10 protein-coding genes and 1 pseudogene are annotated in these 16,976 nt (G+C 71.4%); 7 read left to right on the top strand and 4 right to left on the bottom strand.

The window, feature by feature from the left end; all coding sequences use genetic code 11:
* Positions 1-6: 6 nt before the first annotated feature.
* Positions 7-762, top strand: a complete 756-nt coding sequence (locus ACWCRA_RS33200) for a hypothetical protein (RefSeq protein ID WP_351549666.1) — start codon at positions 7-9, stop codon at positions 760-762.
* A 977-nt stretch (positions 763-1,739) separates the two neighbouring features.
* On the opposite strand, the gene ACWCRA_RS33195 is transcribed toward ACWCRA_RS33200, so the two are convergent.
* Entirely contained in the window at positions 1,740-2,966 is a 1,227-nt protein-coding gene (locus ACWCRA_RS33195) for a DNA sulfur modification protein DndB (RefSeq protein ID WP_451069315.1), read from the bottom strand.
* Between the two features lie 559 nt (positions 2,967-3,525).
* Here ACWCRA_RS33195 and ACWCRA_RS33190 point away from each other — a divergent pair.
* A pseudogene (locus tag ACWCRA_RS33190) lies at positions 3,526-5,196 on the top strand (RHS repeat-associated core domain-containing protein); the annotation flags it as partial.
* Positions 5,197-5,209: 13 nt separating this feature from the next.
* Entirely contained in the window at positions 5,210-5,773 is a 564-nt protein-coding gene (locus ACWCRA_RS33185; RefSeq protein ID WP_451069314.1) for a hypothetical protein, read from the top strand.
* A 423-nt stretch (positions 5,774-6,196) separates the two neighbouring features.
* Here ACWCRA_RS33185 and ACWCRA_RS33180 read toward each other — a convergent pair whose 3' ends face one another.
* Positions 6,197-9,448, bottom strand: a complete 3,252-nt coding sequence (locus tag ACWCRA_RS33180) for a BTAD domain-containing putative transcriptional regulator (protein ID WP_451069313.1) — start codon at positions 9,446-9,448, stop codon at positions 6,197-6,199.
* 217 nt (positions 9,449-9,665) lie between these two features.
* Positions 9,666-11,258 (bottom strand): MFS transporter, encoded by a 1,593-nt coding sequence (locus ACWCRA_RS33175; RefSeq protein WP_451069312.1) that lies wholly within the window; start codon positions 11,256-11,258, stop codon positions 9,666-9,668.
* A gap of 395 nt (positions 11,259-11,653) precedes the next feature.
* Here ACWCRA_RS33175 and ACWCRA_RS33170 point away from each other — a divergent pair, with 395 nt between their 5' ends.
* A complete protein-coding gene (locus ACWCRA_RS33170; protein WP_351549658.1) occupies positions 11,654-12,496 on the top strand; it encodes an endonuclease/exonuclease/phosphatase family protein in 843 nt (280 codons plus the stop codon).
* Positions 12,497-12,570: 74 nt separating this feature from the next.
* Here ACWCRA_RS33170 and ACWCRA_RS33165 read toward each other — a convergent pair whose 3' ends face one another.
* The gene (locus ACWCRA_RS33165) at positions 12,571-14,148 is read right to left on the bottom strand and encodes a cryptochrome/photolyase family protein (protein WP_451069311.1); all 1,578 of its coding nucleotides are present in this window, start codon (positions 14,146-14,148) and stop codon (positions 12,571-12,573) included.
* A gap of 526 nt (positions 14,149-14,674) precedes the next feature.
* Here ACWCRA_RS33165 and ACWCRA_RS33160 point away from each other — a divergent pair.
* From ACWCRA_RS33160 to ACWCRA_RS33150, 3 genes are all read left to right on the top strand, one after another.
* Positions 14,675-15,859, top strand: a complete 1,185-nt coding sequence (locus ACWCRA_RS33160) for a spore photoproduct lyase family protein (protein ID WP_451069310.1) — start codon at positions 14,675-14,677, stop codon at positions 15,857-15,859.
* A 139-nt stretch (positions 15,860-15,998) separates the two neighbouring features.
* Positions 15,999-16,424 carry a hypothetical protein gene (locus tag ACWCRA_RS33155; RefSeq protein ID WP_451069309.1) on the top strand — a complete coding sequence of 142 codons (426 nt, stop codon included), beginning with the start codon at positions 15,999-16,001 and terminating at the stop codon, positions 16,422-16,424.
* Positions 16,421-16,976: hypothetical protein (locus tag ACWCRA_RS33150; protein WP_451069319.1), on the top strand; the 556-nt coding region annotated here is incomplete at its 3' end. The genes ACWCRA_RS33155 and ACWCRA_RS33150, both read left to right, overlap by 4 nt.

The following is a 16,976-nucleotide window of genomic DNA, read 5'->3' as shown; positions in this document are numbered from 1 at the left end:
ACACCTGTGGATATCGCCCTGGACACCCTTCGCGCCGTGGTGACGGGCACTCCGCTGACATCCGTCCCGCGCCTCGCCCTCGACATCCCTCAATTGATCGTCGGTGAGTTCACCAACCGGGCAGGATTCGAGCGGCTACTGCCCGGTGCCTTCGGAAGCCAGGAGTGGCTGGGGTCGGAGAACGACGACCTTCTGTTCGACAACGGCAGCCGCGAGCTGGTCGGCGTGGGGCTCCACCTGCCCGCCGTATCCGCCCCGGCAGAGGCCGGGGCCCGCCTGTCCACCGAGCCCCGGGCCGTCCGGGGCGGGCTCCGCGCGGAGGAGGCACTCGACTTCGCCCTCGCGCAGACAACGGTGCTGTGCTGCGACCGCGAAGCGACGGAACTGGCCTGCCTTCGGGATCTCGCGGTCCTCGACACTCCGCTGGATGCCCGGATCGGTATCGCCCCCGACCTGGTGTTCCTGGTCCAGGCCGGGGCGGTCGTCGGCTGGAGCCTGGCCGACCCTGTCCGATACCTGACTACTGGGTACGCCGCCGCCGATCCGGCGCCGCCGACGCCATCCACCAGGCTGCGACTGGCCGAGTGCCTCGCACTGATCACCCAGCCGTTGGTCGACGATGTGATGGACAAGGAACCAGACGCCTGGCACCGACTCCGGTCGACCGAGCGGGCCCTGCGCGAACAGCGGGAGGACTTGAACAGGGCAGCAGCGCTCCACCGGCTCGTGGCCCGCCTGATCGAGGACTACGAGAACTGGTGAGTGGGGCGGGCCTTGGGTTTACCTCTCTCGCTGGTCGCCCCGACATCTCGACGTACAGGCCGCCCCGAACCGCTTGTACCATGCCGGCTCCAGGAGCTCGGACGGTGCCATGCCCGCGCCTCCTTCGACCTGAGCGACTTGCAAGCGCGACAGGGCGGATCCGACTGGATCGGCGACACGAAAACGCGCCACCTGCGGACTCGACGAGCAGGAAATCACCGGGCGGCGGCAGTGGGCACAGGCATCGGTCAACGCCACCGATGAATGACTCTGCTGGCTCGCCACCCGCCGGGGCGGGAGTTCCGATCGATGAGGAGCCCTTGTGGCCAGGACGCCCGCGCCTGAACGGCGCCTTCCACGGCAGCACAGCGCCGTCGCGGCGAGCGCTGCCTGGCAATCGGACAGGGGCGCGGGCGGGCCCACTGATGGGAGCCACCCATCCGGCCCGGAGCCCGGGAGCCGTGCCACAACGTGCCAGTCACAGGGGTGAACAACGGTCAGCAGCGGGTCGACCCACTCTGCGGAACCAGCCCCGAGAGGGGCATACCCGCAGGTCGGCAGGGTGGCCCACGCCAAGTGCCGGATGATTCCCAAGCTCAGAGCGCGAGTTCGGTTCTCGTCACCCGCTCCACAGAAAAGCCCCAGGCCGATGGCCCGGGGCTTTTATGTTGTCTAGACCTTCTCAGGTACCGCACACCGCCTAGGCACCAGGTGGACCGTGAGAAAGCTCATCAGCCTTCTCACAGATGAGGGCGCGTCTAGACCTTCCTTGCGCCGGATCAAGGTCACCGAGCTGTGCCAGAACAAGGGGACCTTGGTGGAGGCACGGCTTCGAACCGCAGACCGCAGCAAAATCGGCCCCTGCCAAACTTGCTGGTCAGGGGCAGATTCCCACCTGCTTGGCAGTACTCGGATTCCTGGATCCGAACCCGGGCGGACCTAGCTGAGAGATTTCAAGCCTGTCGCAAGAGACGAAACTAGAACCGTCCGCGAATCTGCTTTCCCGTGTCGCTCTCCGGATGGTTCAACGCGTCGTAGACCTTGTGGCCGGAGTCACGGGCGCCGCCGGCCCAGGAGACAGCTCCTCGGTCGGTTACCTTGGCCGCGACACCACCCCAGTACTTCGCCTCGCGCTCCCACTCGATTCCCTCCAACATGCGCTCAAGGGTGACACCCTCGGGCATGGGGTCAGAGCTCCAGGACATGGTGCGGTTCATGGTCGCGCCAAGGCCAGCCACCACGGCGGGGGCAGTAACGGCAGTCTTGTTGTGGAAGAGCATGGCGTTCTCCTGGAGAAACGCGCCAACCGTCTCCATGACCTCACGCTGGACAACGGCCTTGTCCGGACGGTCGCCGCTCTCGGTGGCGGGAATATCCTCGTGCTCGATGCCGGTCGACGCGGCGTGGATGCCGGCCTTGCCGAGCATCGCCGTGGCGACAAGGGTCCGCAGGACCGACATCGTCATCCACTCCACGGCCTTGTCCGCCACCTGGCGCTTACCGGTGAGAATCAGGTCGGACAGTGGAACCGTGGTCTCACCGGCCGGCACCTTCAACGACTCCATCAGCTTGCGCGTCACGGTGGTGCCGAAGTCACGGCCGTCCATGGACATGGCCAAGGACTTGTCGACCGGAACGCCCTTCAGGTTGCGGTCATGGAAGATCTGGCGGGCGGCCATGACGCTGATGCCGTGGAAGATCTCGAATGACAGAGGGATCGCACCGAAATCACAGTCCCCCAGGCCGTACGCGGCCGGGTGCTTCTTGATCCGGTGCCAGGCAGTAACCTGAGTCTCGCTGTCGAGAACGTAGAGCCCGTCTTTGATCGGCAGGGCCGACGCCCCATCATCAGAGATGACCAGCGGTCGCGGCGACCACAAGGTGATCTGCGGCAGCGACCAGTGGTCATCGAGGTCTCCTCGCAGACCGGCCGCAATGTAGTCGGCATACTCGCCGACGTTCTTAGCCTTTTTGCTGCTCGCAGTGCCAAGGAGCCGCTGGATCTCGGCGCGCGTTCGAGCATACTCACTGATCGGCTGTCCAGCCTTCTGGGCGCGCTTGCTGGCATCCTCAACCTCTTGGGCATCGTTGACGATAGCCAGCAGGCTCTCGCAGTCGATGACACCGTTTGCCATAACCCCCTTGCGGATCTCCCTGAGCTCTGTGGGCAGGCCAGTGGTCACCGGCTTTGAAGGCGTGAGCATGATCAGAGTCCCCCCTACGGGCGCATCTTTGACGCACCATCATGTCGCTGGACATTAGCGGACGCATCATCGCGAGGGCAACTGAGGTCATGGCAATACTCCATAACCCACACCGCAGTCGATGATTCCCACCTGCGGCGGGACTAACAGCCTTGCAAATAAGACTCCCGTGGTCCCCTTTGAGCCACATCGGCCGTCCGCGGAATCGACAGGGATCACCGTAGAAGCAGACCATGATCGACTCAGACCATGACGGTCGCGCTTGCGCATCCAACTGCGTGGGCAACCGCCGGACGACCTGTCCACCACGGACCTTTTCGGTCGATTCACCCAGTTCAAGCCAGCAGTAGCGCCATCTGCACTCGGGACGCATTCCAGGGACGAACGGAACTCATCACGGCTACACATGGCCGTCACAGTGGCGCTGTCGCAAGTGCGAAGGTGCGTTGCAGGTGGACACACGGCTCGCGGACCCCAACCCATGGCGGGAACCGACCTGCCGTGCCACAACGCGCCAGTCGCAGCGGTGAACAATGGTCAGCAGCGGATCGCCACACGTGGCCGGGTCAGGACAGAGCTGGCCGACGGCCGGGTCACCACGCACGCCTACGACGCACTGGGCCGGCGCACCCGCCGGGTGACCCCCACCGGGCAGCTCGCCACCTATACGTACGACGCGGCCGGGCGGCTCGTCCGGCAGACCAGTGGTGGGCATGAGGTGAACTTCGACCGCGATGCAGCCGGCCGTGAACTGGTACGCCGTTTCGGGGAGATGCTGACGTTCACGACCGAGTGGGACTCGGCTGGACGCGTCACCGGCCAGGAGACTTCCTCCGGTGGGCACAGCCTCAGCCGCCGCACGTACGGCTATCGAGCCGACGGGATGCTGACCGGCATTGATGACGATCTCTCCGGGCCCCGGCGCTTCGACCTCGACCCGGCCGGCCGTGTCACCGCGGTCCACGCGGACGGCTGGCGCGAGTCGTATACCTACGACGAGGCAGGCAACCAGACCGAGGCCTCGTGGCCCGCGTCCATGCCCGGTCAAGAGGCGACCGGCCCGCGCACGTACAGCGGGACCCGCATCACCCGGGCTGGAGCGGTCCGTTACGAGCACGACGCCGCCGGCCGCATCGTCCTGCGCCAGAAGACACGGCTGTCACGCAAACCCGACACCTGGCGCTATGAGTGGGATGCCGAGGACCGCCTCACCGGCGTCGTCACCCCGGACGGCACCCGGTGGCGCTATCTCTACGACCCGCTCGGACGCCGGACAGCAAAGCAGCGTCTCGCCGACGACGGCGTCACCGTCGCCGAGCAGACAACCTTCACCTGGGACGGCACCACCCTTTGCGAACAGACCACCACCTCCACCGGTCTACCCCACCCGGTGGTCCTCACCTGGGACCATTCCGGAATGCGTCCGCTCGCCCAGACCGAACGCATCACCTCGGCCGATGCCTCCCAGGACGTGGTCGACCGGCGCTTCTTCGCCATCGTCACCGACCTCGTCGGAACACCCACCGAACTTGTCGACGAGTCCGGCGACATCGCCTGGCGTACTCGCACCACGTTGTGGGGCACCACCGCGTGGTCGCGTGCCTCCACCGCCTACACCCCGCTGCGCTTCCCCGGTCAGTACTTCGATCCGGAAACGGGTCTGCACTACAACTACTTCCGCCACTACGACCCGGAGACGGCCCGCTATCTGACGCCGGACCCGCTCGGACTCGTACCGGCCCCGAACCCCGCGACCTACGTCAACAACCCTCACACCTCGGCCGACCCTCTCGGACTGGCGCCTGTCGGGTGCCCGGACGAGATGGTGACGGTCTATCGCAAACAGACGGACCATCCGCTGAGCCAGCGCGTCCATATCGGCGACAACGGGGAGGTGACGATCACCGGGCACGGCAAGCTCTACCTCAATATGAGCGGGGACATCAAGCACACTGTCGAATTCCGTTCGGACGGCGGACAGATTGTGTCCTATGAAATATCCAAGTCATATCGCGATTCCATTCACGAGAACGCGCTTCCACAGAACAAGGCCGACCATCCGGATGGCGACGCATTCACACGGCAGGAATGGAAGGCACTCCTGAAGGAATATCCCGAGATCTCGGACCCCACCAAGGGGCCACATTTGTACGGGATTCCCGACAAAATGCTCGACGGGTTGCGGGATGCTATCGTCCCCGGATCGGGACGCGTGGTCCAAGAAGGGTGAGTCTCCTCCAATGATGCACACCAGCGACAGCCTCACCGCCGAGCTCCAGCGGCTCCGGGATCGCCCGAGTGCCGATACCGCACCGCCCGTCCTCTCCCTCTTCGTCATCGATGTGTCCGGGAACGCCGCGGAGTACGAACGGCGCCTGCGGTCGGCACTCTCACCCGCCGTGCAACTGGGCAGCACTGCGGATTTCGATCAGGAAAGCCTACCGGCCGACGGTGTCCCGGACTGGTTCGCCGCTGTGAGTTCCAGGAATGAGGAGCAGTCCCCGCAGTTCGCACAGGCCGGCCGAGACGGGTATGCAGAGCACACTGGCGGCGGCCGGCCATGGGAACTACAGGACTGGCTGTACCGCTTCGACCCCGACGAGGACTCCAGGGGCTGGGAGTGGTGGGACGCCACACAGGTCGGACCGTCCCGCGTCCACATCTGGGTGGACAGCTGGGGGGAATCCTTCTTCGGATGCCAGGATCTGCTCTGGGTCGCCTACACGGCGGGCGCGGTCCGGGTCAACGGCCCTGCGATCGAGAAAAGCACCGTGTGGGCGGAAGAGCGGGGCCCAAAGCGACACTGAGCGGCGACAGGCGCTGGTGTGCCTGGTGACGGCGCCGCTCGGAAGATCGCCGGCCGCGCCGGGGACCCGTCCGCCGCCGGACCGACGACGGCCGGTGACAGGACAACCGCGCAGGCCCCACGCTCACGAGGATCACGGCGGCCAGGCGCGCGATTCAGTGCCCCTGGCCCTGCGCCACAAGCGCACCGGATCGGGCGGATAACAGAGGGGGCCACGGTCAGGACAGCCGGGCCCGCCAAGGACAGCTACCGGCTCTTCACCCGGGTCGGCAGCCCACCCAATCCGGTGACGCTCCAGATTCCCGGGCTCAGAGCGCGAGTTCGGTTCTCGTCACCCGCTCCACATAAAAGCCCCAGGCCGATGGCCCGGGGCTCTCGTGTTGTCCGGACCGCTTCAGGGGTCGCGTGCCCGTTCCGCGGGGGATCAGGAAGGCGGCTCCGCCAAGTACTCCTCCGGGGCCGTCGCCCCGCCCATGGCGAACTCCGCGGCATAGCGGGCCTCGCCCAGGGCGGATATGAGGCGGGTGGCGATGCGGTCCACGTCGAAGCGTTCGCCGCCGCGCAGGGGGGCGTGGACCGAGTGGCGGGTTGTGGTGGCCGCGCCCAGGAGGCGGGCCGCTTGGGTGGGGTGGGGGGAGAGGGAGTGGGCTCCGGCCAGGCCCTCCAGGGTCAGGGCTATCGCCCGGGGGTCGCCGGTGGCGCGGGCCGCCGTGTGGGCGTTCCGCTGGAGTGTCAGCGCGGCCGGGGCGTCGCCCCGGGCCTCCGCCAGGAAGCCCAGTTCGACCAGGATCAGCGAGGGTCTGGCCGGCTCGTAGCCCATGCGGCGGTGCAGGTCGAGCACCCGGAGCAGATGGCGTTCGGCCGCGTCCGGGTCACCGGCCCGGCGGGCGCCGAGGGCGAGGCCGGTCTCGGCGTACTGCTCGCCGAAGCTGTCCGACTGGCCCGCCGCGAGCCGGGCGGCGCGCTCGTGGAGGTCCCGGGCCCGGGGCAGGTCCCCGGTCAGCAGCGCGACCCGGCCGAGGCCGGAGAGGTGGAAGGAGACCTGGGGCCACAGCCCCAGGTCCTCGGCCATGCGCAGCCCCTCCCGGTACAGGCGCCCGGCCCGCCGGTAGTCGCCGGTGATCTCGGCCAGCGTCCCGAGCGGCACCGATGCCTGGAGCTGCCCCCACTGGTCGCCCAGTTCACGGAAGAGCTCCAGGCTCCGTTCGCCGTCCCGGCGCAGCGCGGCGAGGTCTCCGCGCAGATTCGCGTGGTACGTCCGGCTGCCCAGGGCCGCAGCCGTGCCCCAGCGGTCACCGAGCGACCGGAAAGCCGTCAGCGCCCGCTGGACCAGCTCCTCGCTCGGCGCCACATCACCGATCCCGTAGAGGCTCGACCCGAGGAACCACTGGGCCCTGGCCCGCCCTCCCGGGTCGTCCACCTCCTCGTACGGCAGCAGCGCGGCGCGGTACTCGGCCACCGGGTCGGCGACCCCGCCGAGCACCAGCCGGAAACCGCCCAGCAGGGCCGTGGCCCTGGCCACCGCGGCCGGCGGTGCGCCGCCGAGCGACAGCGCCACGGTCAGGGACCGCCTGGCCTCGTTGCTCCGGCCGCGCAGATACCAGTACCAGCTCAGCGCGTTCGTCAGACGCAGCGCGCGATCGGCGTCGCCGCACCGCACCGCGCAGTCGAGCGCGGTACGCAGATTCGCGGTCTCCGCGTCCAGGCGGTGCAGCCACCGCCGCTGGCCGTGACCCCGCAGATGGGGCTCGGCCCGTTCGGCCAGAGCCGTGTAGTAGTCGCGGTGCGCGCGCCGGACGCCGTCGGACTCGCCGCTGTCGGTGAGGCGTTCGACGCAGTAGGCGGTGACCGATTCGAGGAGCTGGTACCGGGGCCCGTCCGGGCCGTCCGTCATGACCACCAGGGACCAGTCCACCAGCCGGGCGACCAGGTCGAGCACCTCCGTGCGGTCCAGGTCGTCCCCGGCGCAGACCTCCTCGGCGGCGTCGAGGGTGCAGCCGTCGGCGTGCACCGCGAGACGGCGCAGCACCGTCCGCTCCCGGTCGCCGAGCAGCTCCCAGCTCCAGTCGATGACCGCCCGCAGGGTCCGCTGGCGCGCCGGGGCGCCGCGCACCCCGGAGGCCAGCAGAGGGAAGCGGTCGTCCAGCCGCGCCGCCAGCTCCGCCACCCCCAGCACCCGCACCCGGGTCGCCGCCATCTCCAGCGCGAGCGGAATCCCGTCGAGCCGCCGGCAGATCGACACGACCGCCCCGACATTGGCCGCGTCGAGCACGAAGCGCGGTGCCGCCGCGGTCGCCCGCGTCACGAACAGCTCCACCGCGCTGTAGCGGCGCACGGTCGCGGGGCTCAGCTCCGCCGCGGGTCCGGGCCGCCGCAGCGGCGGCACCTCCTGGAGGTACTCGCCGGTGACGCCCAGCGGGACCTGGCTGGTGGCCAGAATCCTCAGCGCGGGGACGGCCCTGAGCAACCGCTCGGTCAGCTCGGCCACCGGAGCGGCCACATGCTCGCAGTTGTCGAACACCAGCAGGGCCGGCCGCTCGCCCAGCGCCTGGGCGACCCGCTCGGCCGGCGAGGGCGGCGCGCCCCCGGACCCCGGGCCCGAAGCCGTGTCGTCCCGTACGTGGAGAACCGCGCCGAGCACCTCGTACAGCTCGCGCGTCGTGCGCACCCCGTCCGGTGACGGGTCGAGCGCGCCGAACTCCACGAGCCGTACGCCGCCCGGGAACTCGTCGGTGACCAGCGAGGCGGCCGCCAGCGCCAGTTGCGTCTTGCCGACCCCGCCCGAGCCGATGAGCGTCACCAGTCGGTTCGCCGCCAGCAGCTCGCGCAGTTCGCCGATCGCCTCCGTCCTGCCGATCAGTCCGGTGAGGGAGGTCGGTACGTTCGTCGGCGGGCGGGCGGCGGCCGTGCCGGGGGAGGGGGCGGCGGTCAGTGCCGCGTCCTGGGTGAGGATCGCCTGGTGCAGGGCGGCCAGTTCGGGGCCGGGGTCCAGGCCCAGGGAATCGGCCAGCCGTCCGCGCAGATCGGCGTAGCTGCTGAGCGCGGCGCTCTGCCGGCCGGCGAGATAGAGCGCCCGCACCTGGGCGGCGCGCAGCCGCTCGCGGAGGGGGTGCAGGGCGACCAGGTCGCCCAGTTCGTCGGCCACCAGGGCGTGTTCACCGAGGTCGAGCCGCGCCTCGGCCTGCTCCTCCAGCGCCGTCAGCCGCCGCTCCTCCAGCCGGTCCCGTGCGGCGCGGGTGAACTCCTCATCGGCGAAGTCGGCGAAGGCGGGGCCGCGCCAGAGGGCCAGCGCGTCCGCGAGGAGAGCGGCGCGCGGCCGGGGGCCGCCGGCCGCCCGCGCGCGCGTCACCAGGGCGTGGAAGCGGTCGGCGTCCACGGCGTCCGGACCGGTCCGCAGCGCGTAGCCCGGCGCGAGGGAGACCACGAGGTCCCGGCCGCCCGGCTCGGCGCGCTCCAGCGTCCGCCGCAACTGCCACACCTTGCTGTGCAGCACACCGAGCGGGTTGCCGGGCGGCCCGGTCCCCCACAGGTCGTCGATCAGCCGGTCCGCGGAGACCGGCCGTCCCCGGTGCGCCAGGAGACAGGCCAGCAGAGCACGGACTTTGAGCCCCGGGAGCCGGACCGTCCGGCCGTCCGCCGTCCACACCGCCAGCGAACCGAGAACCCCGAAGTGCATGCGATCACGCTAACCCGGCGCGGCGGGTCCTGGCCGGGATGTGCCGATCCGAACGATCCCGATCGAACGATCCCGATCGAACGATCCCGATCGGAGGTTCCGATCCGGAGGTTCCGATCCGGGAAGCCCCGGCCCGGGAGGCCCCGACCCGGGAGGCCCCGACCCGGGAGGCCCCGACCCGGGAGCGGGGGGAGAGGCAGGGCCCGCCCCCGGAGTGTCAGGACGTCGAGAGCGGTTCCCCGGCCCTCTCCCGCGGATCGTCCCCGCTCGGGGTCGCCCCCCGGCGCCCGCGCAGCAGCGTGAACGCGATGGCCGCGCTGATCACGGTGATCACGGCGCAGGTCGCGCCGACCGCGTTCAGCCCGCTGGTGTACGCCTCCCCCGCGGCGGTCAGCAGAGCGTCGGACGCCCCGGCTGGCAGCTCCCGGGCCGCCGTGATCGCGCCCTCCATGCTTCCCCCGGCGGAGTCGGCGGCGGACGCCGGGATGCCGTCGGGCACCTCGATCGCGTCCCGGTAGACGGCCGTGCCCAGGCTGCCGAGCGTGGCGATGCCGAGCGCGGTGCCCAGGTCACCGCTGATGGAGGAGAGCGCCGCCGCCGAGCCGCCCCGCTCCGGCGGTACGGAGCCGACGACCAGGTTGGTGCCGAGCGCCCCGAAGGTGCCCACGGCGATGAATGTGATCACGAACCCGGTCATCAGCAGCGGCATCCCGCCGACCGGGCCGACGAGGACGAGCAGCAGATAGCCGGTGGCGCCGGTGAGCAGACTCGCGCCGATGACGGTGCTGAGCGCGTACCGTCCCGCGAGGACCGGCGCCACCTGCGCGGCGGCGATCGACGCGACGGCCGCGGGCACCATCCACAGACCCGCCTCCATCGGCGAGTACCCCTCGACCATCTGGACGAAGCCGGTGACGAAGAGATAGCCCCCGCCGGTGCCGAGCATCGAGACCATCAGGATCAGCAGCGCGGCGGTGAACGCGCCGACCCTGAAGAGCCTCAGATCCAGCAGCGGATCGGCCAGCCTGCCCTGCCGCGACACGAACACCGCGCCGACGGCCGCGCCGACGGCGATCGCGGCGACCGGCACCGGCGCGAGGCCGTGGCGCGCCAGCTCCTTCAGCCCGTGGATGACCGACAGGATCGACACCAGCGACAGCACCACGCTGAGCAGGTCGATCCCGCCGGCGCGGGGGTTCTTGTGCTCCGGCAGCAGTACGGGCGCGGCGATCAGCAGCAGCACCGTGACGGGCACGCCGAGCAGGAAGACCGAGCCCCACCAGAAGTACTCCAGCATCACGCCGCCGACGACCGGGCCCAGCGCGGTGCCTCCCATGAAGCAGCCGGCCCACACCGCGATGGCACGGCCCCGCTGGTACGGGTCCCGGAACAGGTCGCCGATGAGGGCGAGGGTGGACGGCATCAGCGTGGCCGCCGCGATGCCGAGCAGGGCGCGGGTGACGATCAGGGCCTCGGCGCTGGTGGCGCAGGCGGCGGCCACCGAGGTGACGCCGACGGCCACCGCACCGATCATCAGCAGCTTGCGGCGGCCGATCCGGTCGCCCAGCGTGCCCATGGTGATGAGGAATCCGGCGATCAGGAAGCCGTAGATATCCATGATCCACAGCGTCTGCGCGCCGGTCGGCTCCAGCGCCTCGGCGAGGTGGGGCAGGGCCAGATAGAGCACGCTCTGATCGAGAGAGATCAGCAGGGTGGGCAGGGCCAGCACCGCGAGGCCCAGCCACTCCCGGGTTCCGGCCTTGGGGACGGGGGCCTCGGGGACAGGGGCTTCGGGGGCGTGCGATGACATGGGGTTCCTCCCTGGTGGGTGATGCGGGTGCGCGGGTGTGCCCGCCGGGGCGCCGGAAGGCGTCCCCCGTCGAGGCGCCGGAAGGCGTACCCGCCGAGGCGCCGGACCGGGGACCGGGCCCCGGCGGGTACGGCCGGCCGCCCGGCGCGGGCCTCGCACCGCTGGTGCGGGGTGCACACGTCTCCCACGGTGCGCGGCGCCCCTCGCGGTGCTCTCTCACTCCGCTCTCACTCTTCTCTCACTCGGTTCTCAGCCGTCCGTGGTCCGTTCTCCGTACCGGCGATTCCGTCCGGCCGCAGGGGGATTCGGCGCACCGCGGGGGGTGCCGGGGGCGCTGTCCCATAACCTCGTGCGTGAAGACGGCGGTTGCGATCTGTGTTCACTCTGGGGAGGCGATGGTGCTCGGAAGGGCCACAAGACTGCTCGCGGGCGCTCTGACCGTGGCCTGCATGGTGCTCATCGGCCCCAGCGCGCCGAGCGATGCCCACCTCGCCGGGTCACCGTCCCCCGAGTCCGTCCGGGAGGTCGTGCCGAACCGGGTCATGACGTGGAACATCTGCAACCCCTGCAAGGAGAGCAACGCGGACCGCGCGGCGGAGATCGCCCTGCACGCGCCGCAGGTCATCGGCTTGCAGGAGACCTGTGTGCGGGACGTCGAGATGATCCGGGACTATCTGGAGAGCCGTTACGGGCTGGACTACCACGTCGAGTACGGGGCGGTGCTCCGGCACCGGGGCCGCTGCGGCGGGCTGCCGTGGAGCCCCGGGGCCTTCGGGCAGGCCGTGCTCTCGGCGGCGCCGATGACCGACCGCGTCAGTGTGGAGTATCCGAACGGCGGTTCCGAGGACCGCGGGTACATGGCCGTCACCACCACGGTGGCGGGCCGGCCGGCCCGGGTCTTCAACACCCACCTCGCCCACCGGCGCCAGGAGGAGGTCCGGGCGGACCAGACCCGCGTACTCGGCGCGGATGTCGCCCGGCACGAACGCGCGATCGTCCTCGGGGACTTCAACGCCGTCCCGGAGGCCCCCGAACTCAGCCGGATATGGGAACTGGCCAAGGAGACCGACACCGAGTGCCTGCCCTCGGTCACCGGCACCTGCGAGCCGACCACCGACTGGGTCCGCAAGTTCGACTACATCTTCCTGCGCGGCATCACCCCGCGCGAGCAGGGTGTGCATCCCACCGACTACTCGGACCACCATCTGCTCCGCGCCGACCTGGTCCCGCAGACATGAGACGCGCCGCCCCTTCCCCCGGGGGCGGTACGGACGAGGTCAGGGCGGCTCCCCCGGGGGCGGTACGGACGAGGTCAGGGCGGCGCGTCGCCGCGCCGCGCGGCCGTGTCGAGGAGTTCCGGCAGGTCCTTGAGCCGGTCGAGACCGCTCACCGCGCGCGCCGTGCGGTGGTTGGCGGCGAGCCGGGCGCGGTGGCGGTGGAGGAAGGCCCAGTAGCCGGTGGTGTAGGGGCAGGCGCGGTCGCCGGTGCGATGGGCGGGGTGGTGGGCGCACGGCCCGCACAGGTCGCTCATCCGGTTGAGGTAGGCGCCGCCGGAGGTGTAGGGCTTGGTGGTCATGAGACCGCCGTCGGCGTACTGGGACATGCCCACCACATTGGGGAGCATGACCCAGTCGTAGCCGTCGACGAAGCAGCGGTGGAACCAGTCGGTGACGGCCGCCGGGTCCCAGCCGTCCTGGAGGGCGCGGCTGCCGAGCACCATCAGGCGGGGGATGTGGTGGGTCCAGCCGGTGTCCCGCACCTGGGCGAGCACCGTCGACAGGCACCGGGCGGTGACCGCGTCGGCGTCCAGGTCGAGGAACCAGCGCGGCAGCGGCGCGGTGTGGCGCAGTGCGTTGCGGTGGCGGTACTCCTCACCGAAGTACCAGTACAGATGCCAGACGTACTCGCGCCAGCCGGCGATCTGCCGGACGAAGCCCTCCACGCTGTTCAGGGGCGCGTCGCCCGCCCGGTGGGCGCTCTCGGCGCGCCCCACGCACTCGGCGGGGTCGAGCAGGCCGAGGTTCAGGGGCGCGGAGAGCAGGCTGTGGCTCATCACCGGGTCGGCCGCGAGCACGGCGTCCTCGTACCGCCCGAAGTCCGGCAGCCGGTGGGTGACGAAGTGGCGCAGCGCGGCGAGTGCCTCGCGCCGGGTGGCGGCGAAGCGTCTGGGGCCGTCGCGGCCGACGAAGGAGACATCGCCGTCGCGCTCCCAGCGGTCGAGGTCGTGGCGGACCTCCTCGTCGATGGCGTCCTCGCGCGGCTCCCAGGGGCCGGGGACGCCGAGAGTGTCCTGTCCGCGCGGCGGGGGCTCGCGGTTGTCGTGGTCGAGGTTCCATCGGCCGCCGAGGGGCTCGTCGCCGTCCATGAGCAGGTCGTGGCGCTCGCGCACCCAGCGGTAGAAGCGCTCCAGCCGCATGGCGTGTCCGGCGCCCGGGGGACTGCCGTGGGCGCCCCCGGGTCCGGAGCCGGGGCCGGAGCCGGAGCCGGGGCCATCGCCGTGGGCGGCCCACTCGGCGAAGTCGTCGTGGCTCACCAGGAAGCCCTTCGCCGGCAGGATCTCCACGCCCTGCCGCGCGCCGGCGAAGTCCCGCGCCCGGCGCGAGGTGGGGTGGCAGACCGTCAGCGCGCCGCGCGCCCCCGCCCGCTCCAGGCCCTCGGCGTAGGTCTCGGCCCGGACATAGGTGACCCGGTCGCCGAGTTCGTCCGCGCGGTGGCGCATCGCGGAGAGCACCAGATGGGCCTTGGCGCGGTGGAAACGGCGCCGGCGCAGCACCGAGCGCGCCTCGATCATGATCAGCGGGGCGCGGGAGTCGGGGCCGCCGTGGCGCGGATCGGTGAAATGCGGTCCGAGCTGGTCCCCGAAGAGCCAGTGGGGGCGTGGAGCTGCCATGGGGTTCCGCCTCTCCGCGCCGCGCACCCGGCGGCCTCGTACCAGGTCATTGCCGCGCTCGGGGCCCCTCGTACCAGGTCATTGCCGCGCTCGGGGCCCCTCGTACCCGGTGACCGCCCCGCACCCGGTCGCCCCGCGCCCGGCGCGGTGCGCCCGGCGCGGCGCGCGGGCCGCTCCCGGGAGAGGGCCGCCCGGCGGTGGACCGGACCGGTGGGCGGTGGACTGGTGGACAGTGGACCGGACCGGACCGGACTGGTGGACAGTGGACCGGTGGCCACCGGGGCCTCGGTTACCCGCCCATGCTGGCACTCCCCCGCCGCTTCCCCGCGCCGACACTCCGCCGGAACGGCCCGCCGGCCGGTCGTCCCGCCCATGGCGCTGCCCCCGCCCTCCGACGCGCCCGCCCGGGACGGCCGCCCCGCCCCCCGCCCCCTCCACGTAGGGTCGGATCGGACCGGGGGCCGTCACCGAGGGCCTCCCGGCCGGCGGCGGACACCCCGATCGCGAACGGAACAGGAGCGGTGCCGTGAACCATCGTGCGGCCGGGTCCGCCCCGGAGGGGCCCGAGCAGCAGGCGCTCTTCGGCTGGGACCAGACCCTGCCCGCCGCCCCGCCGGACCACGGCGGACGCGGATTCCGGGACAGCCCCCAGGCGCGGCGGATGCTGGACATCCGGGAGGTGTACGCCGAGCCCGCCGCGCTCGCCTCCCCGCGCGGCGCCGAGATCCTGGCGAGGCTGCCGGGGGTGCCCGTCACCGAGGTGGCCGGGCACTGGCGCATCCCGTCCCTGCACGGCAATGACGGCAACATCGCCCGCTGGACCCGGGTCAAGACCGAGACCCTGGTCCTGGGCGTACGGCAGACACTCACGACCCGCCCCAACGGCAGGTCGGCCGACTGGATCGCCCCCGGCGCCTCCAACGGCTGCGCCATGGCCTGCGCCTACTGCTACGTTCCGCGCCGCAAGGGCTACGCCAACCCGATCACGCTCTTCACCAACATCGAGGCGATCGTCGCCCAGGTGCGGCGGCATGTCCGGGCGCGGGGACCGAAACGGGAGCCGAACCAGTGCGATCCGCACTCCTGGGTGTACGACATCGGGGAGAACGGCGACTGCTCCGTCGACGCCCTCGTCTGCGACAACACGGCCGACCTCGTCGCGGCGTTCCGCGGTCTGCCCACCGCCAAGGCCTCCTTCGCCACCAAGTTCGTCAACCCCGACCTGCTCGCGCTGGACCCCCGGGGCCGCACCCGGGTGCGCTTCTCGGTCATGCCCGCGGCCGACTCCCGTCTGCTGGACATCCGCACCAGCCCGGTGGCGGAGCGCATCGCCGCCGCGGCCGACTTCCTCGACGCGGGGTACGAGGTCCACTTCAACCTCTCGCCGGTGGTGCTGCGCCCCGGCTGGCAGCGCGACTGGGCCGGGCTGCTCGTCCAGCTCGACGACGTCCTCCCCGGCCGGGTGAAGGCGCAGGCCGCCGCCGAGATCATCATGCTCACCCACAACAAGGCGCTCCACGAGGTCAACCTCGGCTGGCACCCACGGGCCGAGGAGCTGCTGTGGCAGCCGGCCGCCCAGGAGCCCAAGCGCTCGGAGAACGGGGCCCTCAACGTCCGCTACACCCGCGAGGTCAAGCACGAGGCCCTCGTCCGGCTGCGGAAGCTGATCGCGGCCCACGCGCCGTGGCTGCGCGTGCGATACGCGTTCTGAGCGCGGCGCACGGCTCGCGTTTCCCCGGGCCGGAGCGATTCCGACCCCTGTGCGACCCCCGCGCGCCGCCGGATTTCCTGGCGGGGGGCGCGGGCGGGGGCCTACGGTGCTGGTGGGTTCGAGAGCCGGAGGGGGTTCCGTGACGGGTACGGAGACGGGTACGGAGACGGGTACGGGTACGGAGTTGGCGGAGCGGATCGCCGAGCGGCGGGCGGGGGTGGGGGACCCCCGCGCGGTGGTGGGTGAGTTGCGGCGCTCGCTGGTGTTGGTGCCGGTGGACCGGGGAGGGCTGTGGTCCGCGTCCTTCGGCGGGGTGCGGTGGGTGTGCGGGTTCACGGACGAGGAGGCGCTGGCGCGGTTCGCGGCGGCGCGGGGTGAGGCGGGGCGGTCGTGGGAGTTCGCGGAGGTGCGGGGGGCGCGGCTGCTGGATGAGGTGGTTCCGGCGCTGGGGGTGCCGGCGGGGGTGGCGGTGAATGTCGCCGACGGGGACGGGGCGATGTTCTTTCCGCCGGTGTCGGGGATCGTTCCGGACGGGGCGGTTGTGGGCGGGGAGGGCGGGAGCTGATGGGTGGTGGGGCGGAGGATCTCGGGGTCTCGCCCGAGAGTGTCCGGCGGATCACCGCCGGGCTGCGGTCGGCGGTGGCGGAGCTGGGGGAGATCGGCACCGGTACCGGGTCGCTGATGGGCAAGGGGCTGTCGGATCTGTCGATGACGGGGATGGAGACCGGTCACCACGGGCTGTCGACGGACTTCGAGGACTTCTGCGAGCGGTGGGAGTGGGGCGTGCGGGCGCTGGTCCAGGACGCGAACACGATCGCGGCGAAGCTGGGGCTGGCGGCGGGTCTCGTCTGGGAGGAGGACCGGTACGTCGAGGGGACGATGAAAGTCGCGGTGAACGCCGCCGTCGGCAATCCGCACGCGTCGGAGGACGAGATCGTCGGGCAGGGGTGGGGCGAGGTCCTGCGGCCGGACCATCTGGACCCGGACTACAGCCCGGAGTCGTTCGAGCGGGCTGCGGACGAGGCGGGGCGGGTGTGGAAGGACACCGGGCGGGCCCTGGTGACCGAGGGCATCGGCGGGCAGCGCGCGAGTGCGCTCAACGATCTCGCCGGGGTGG

It is taken from the genome of Streptomyces sp. NPDC001889 (assembly GCF_053594535.1).
This window is presented reverse-complemented; position numbering and strand designations above follow the sequence as displayed.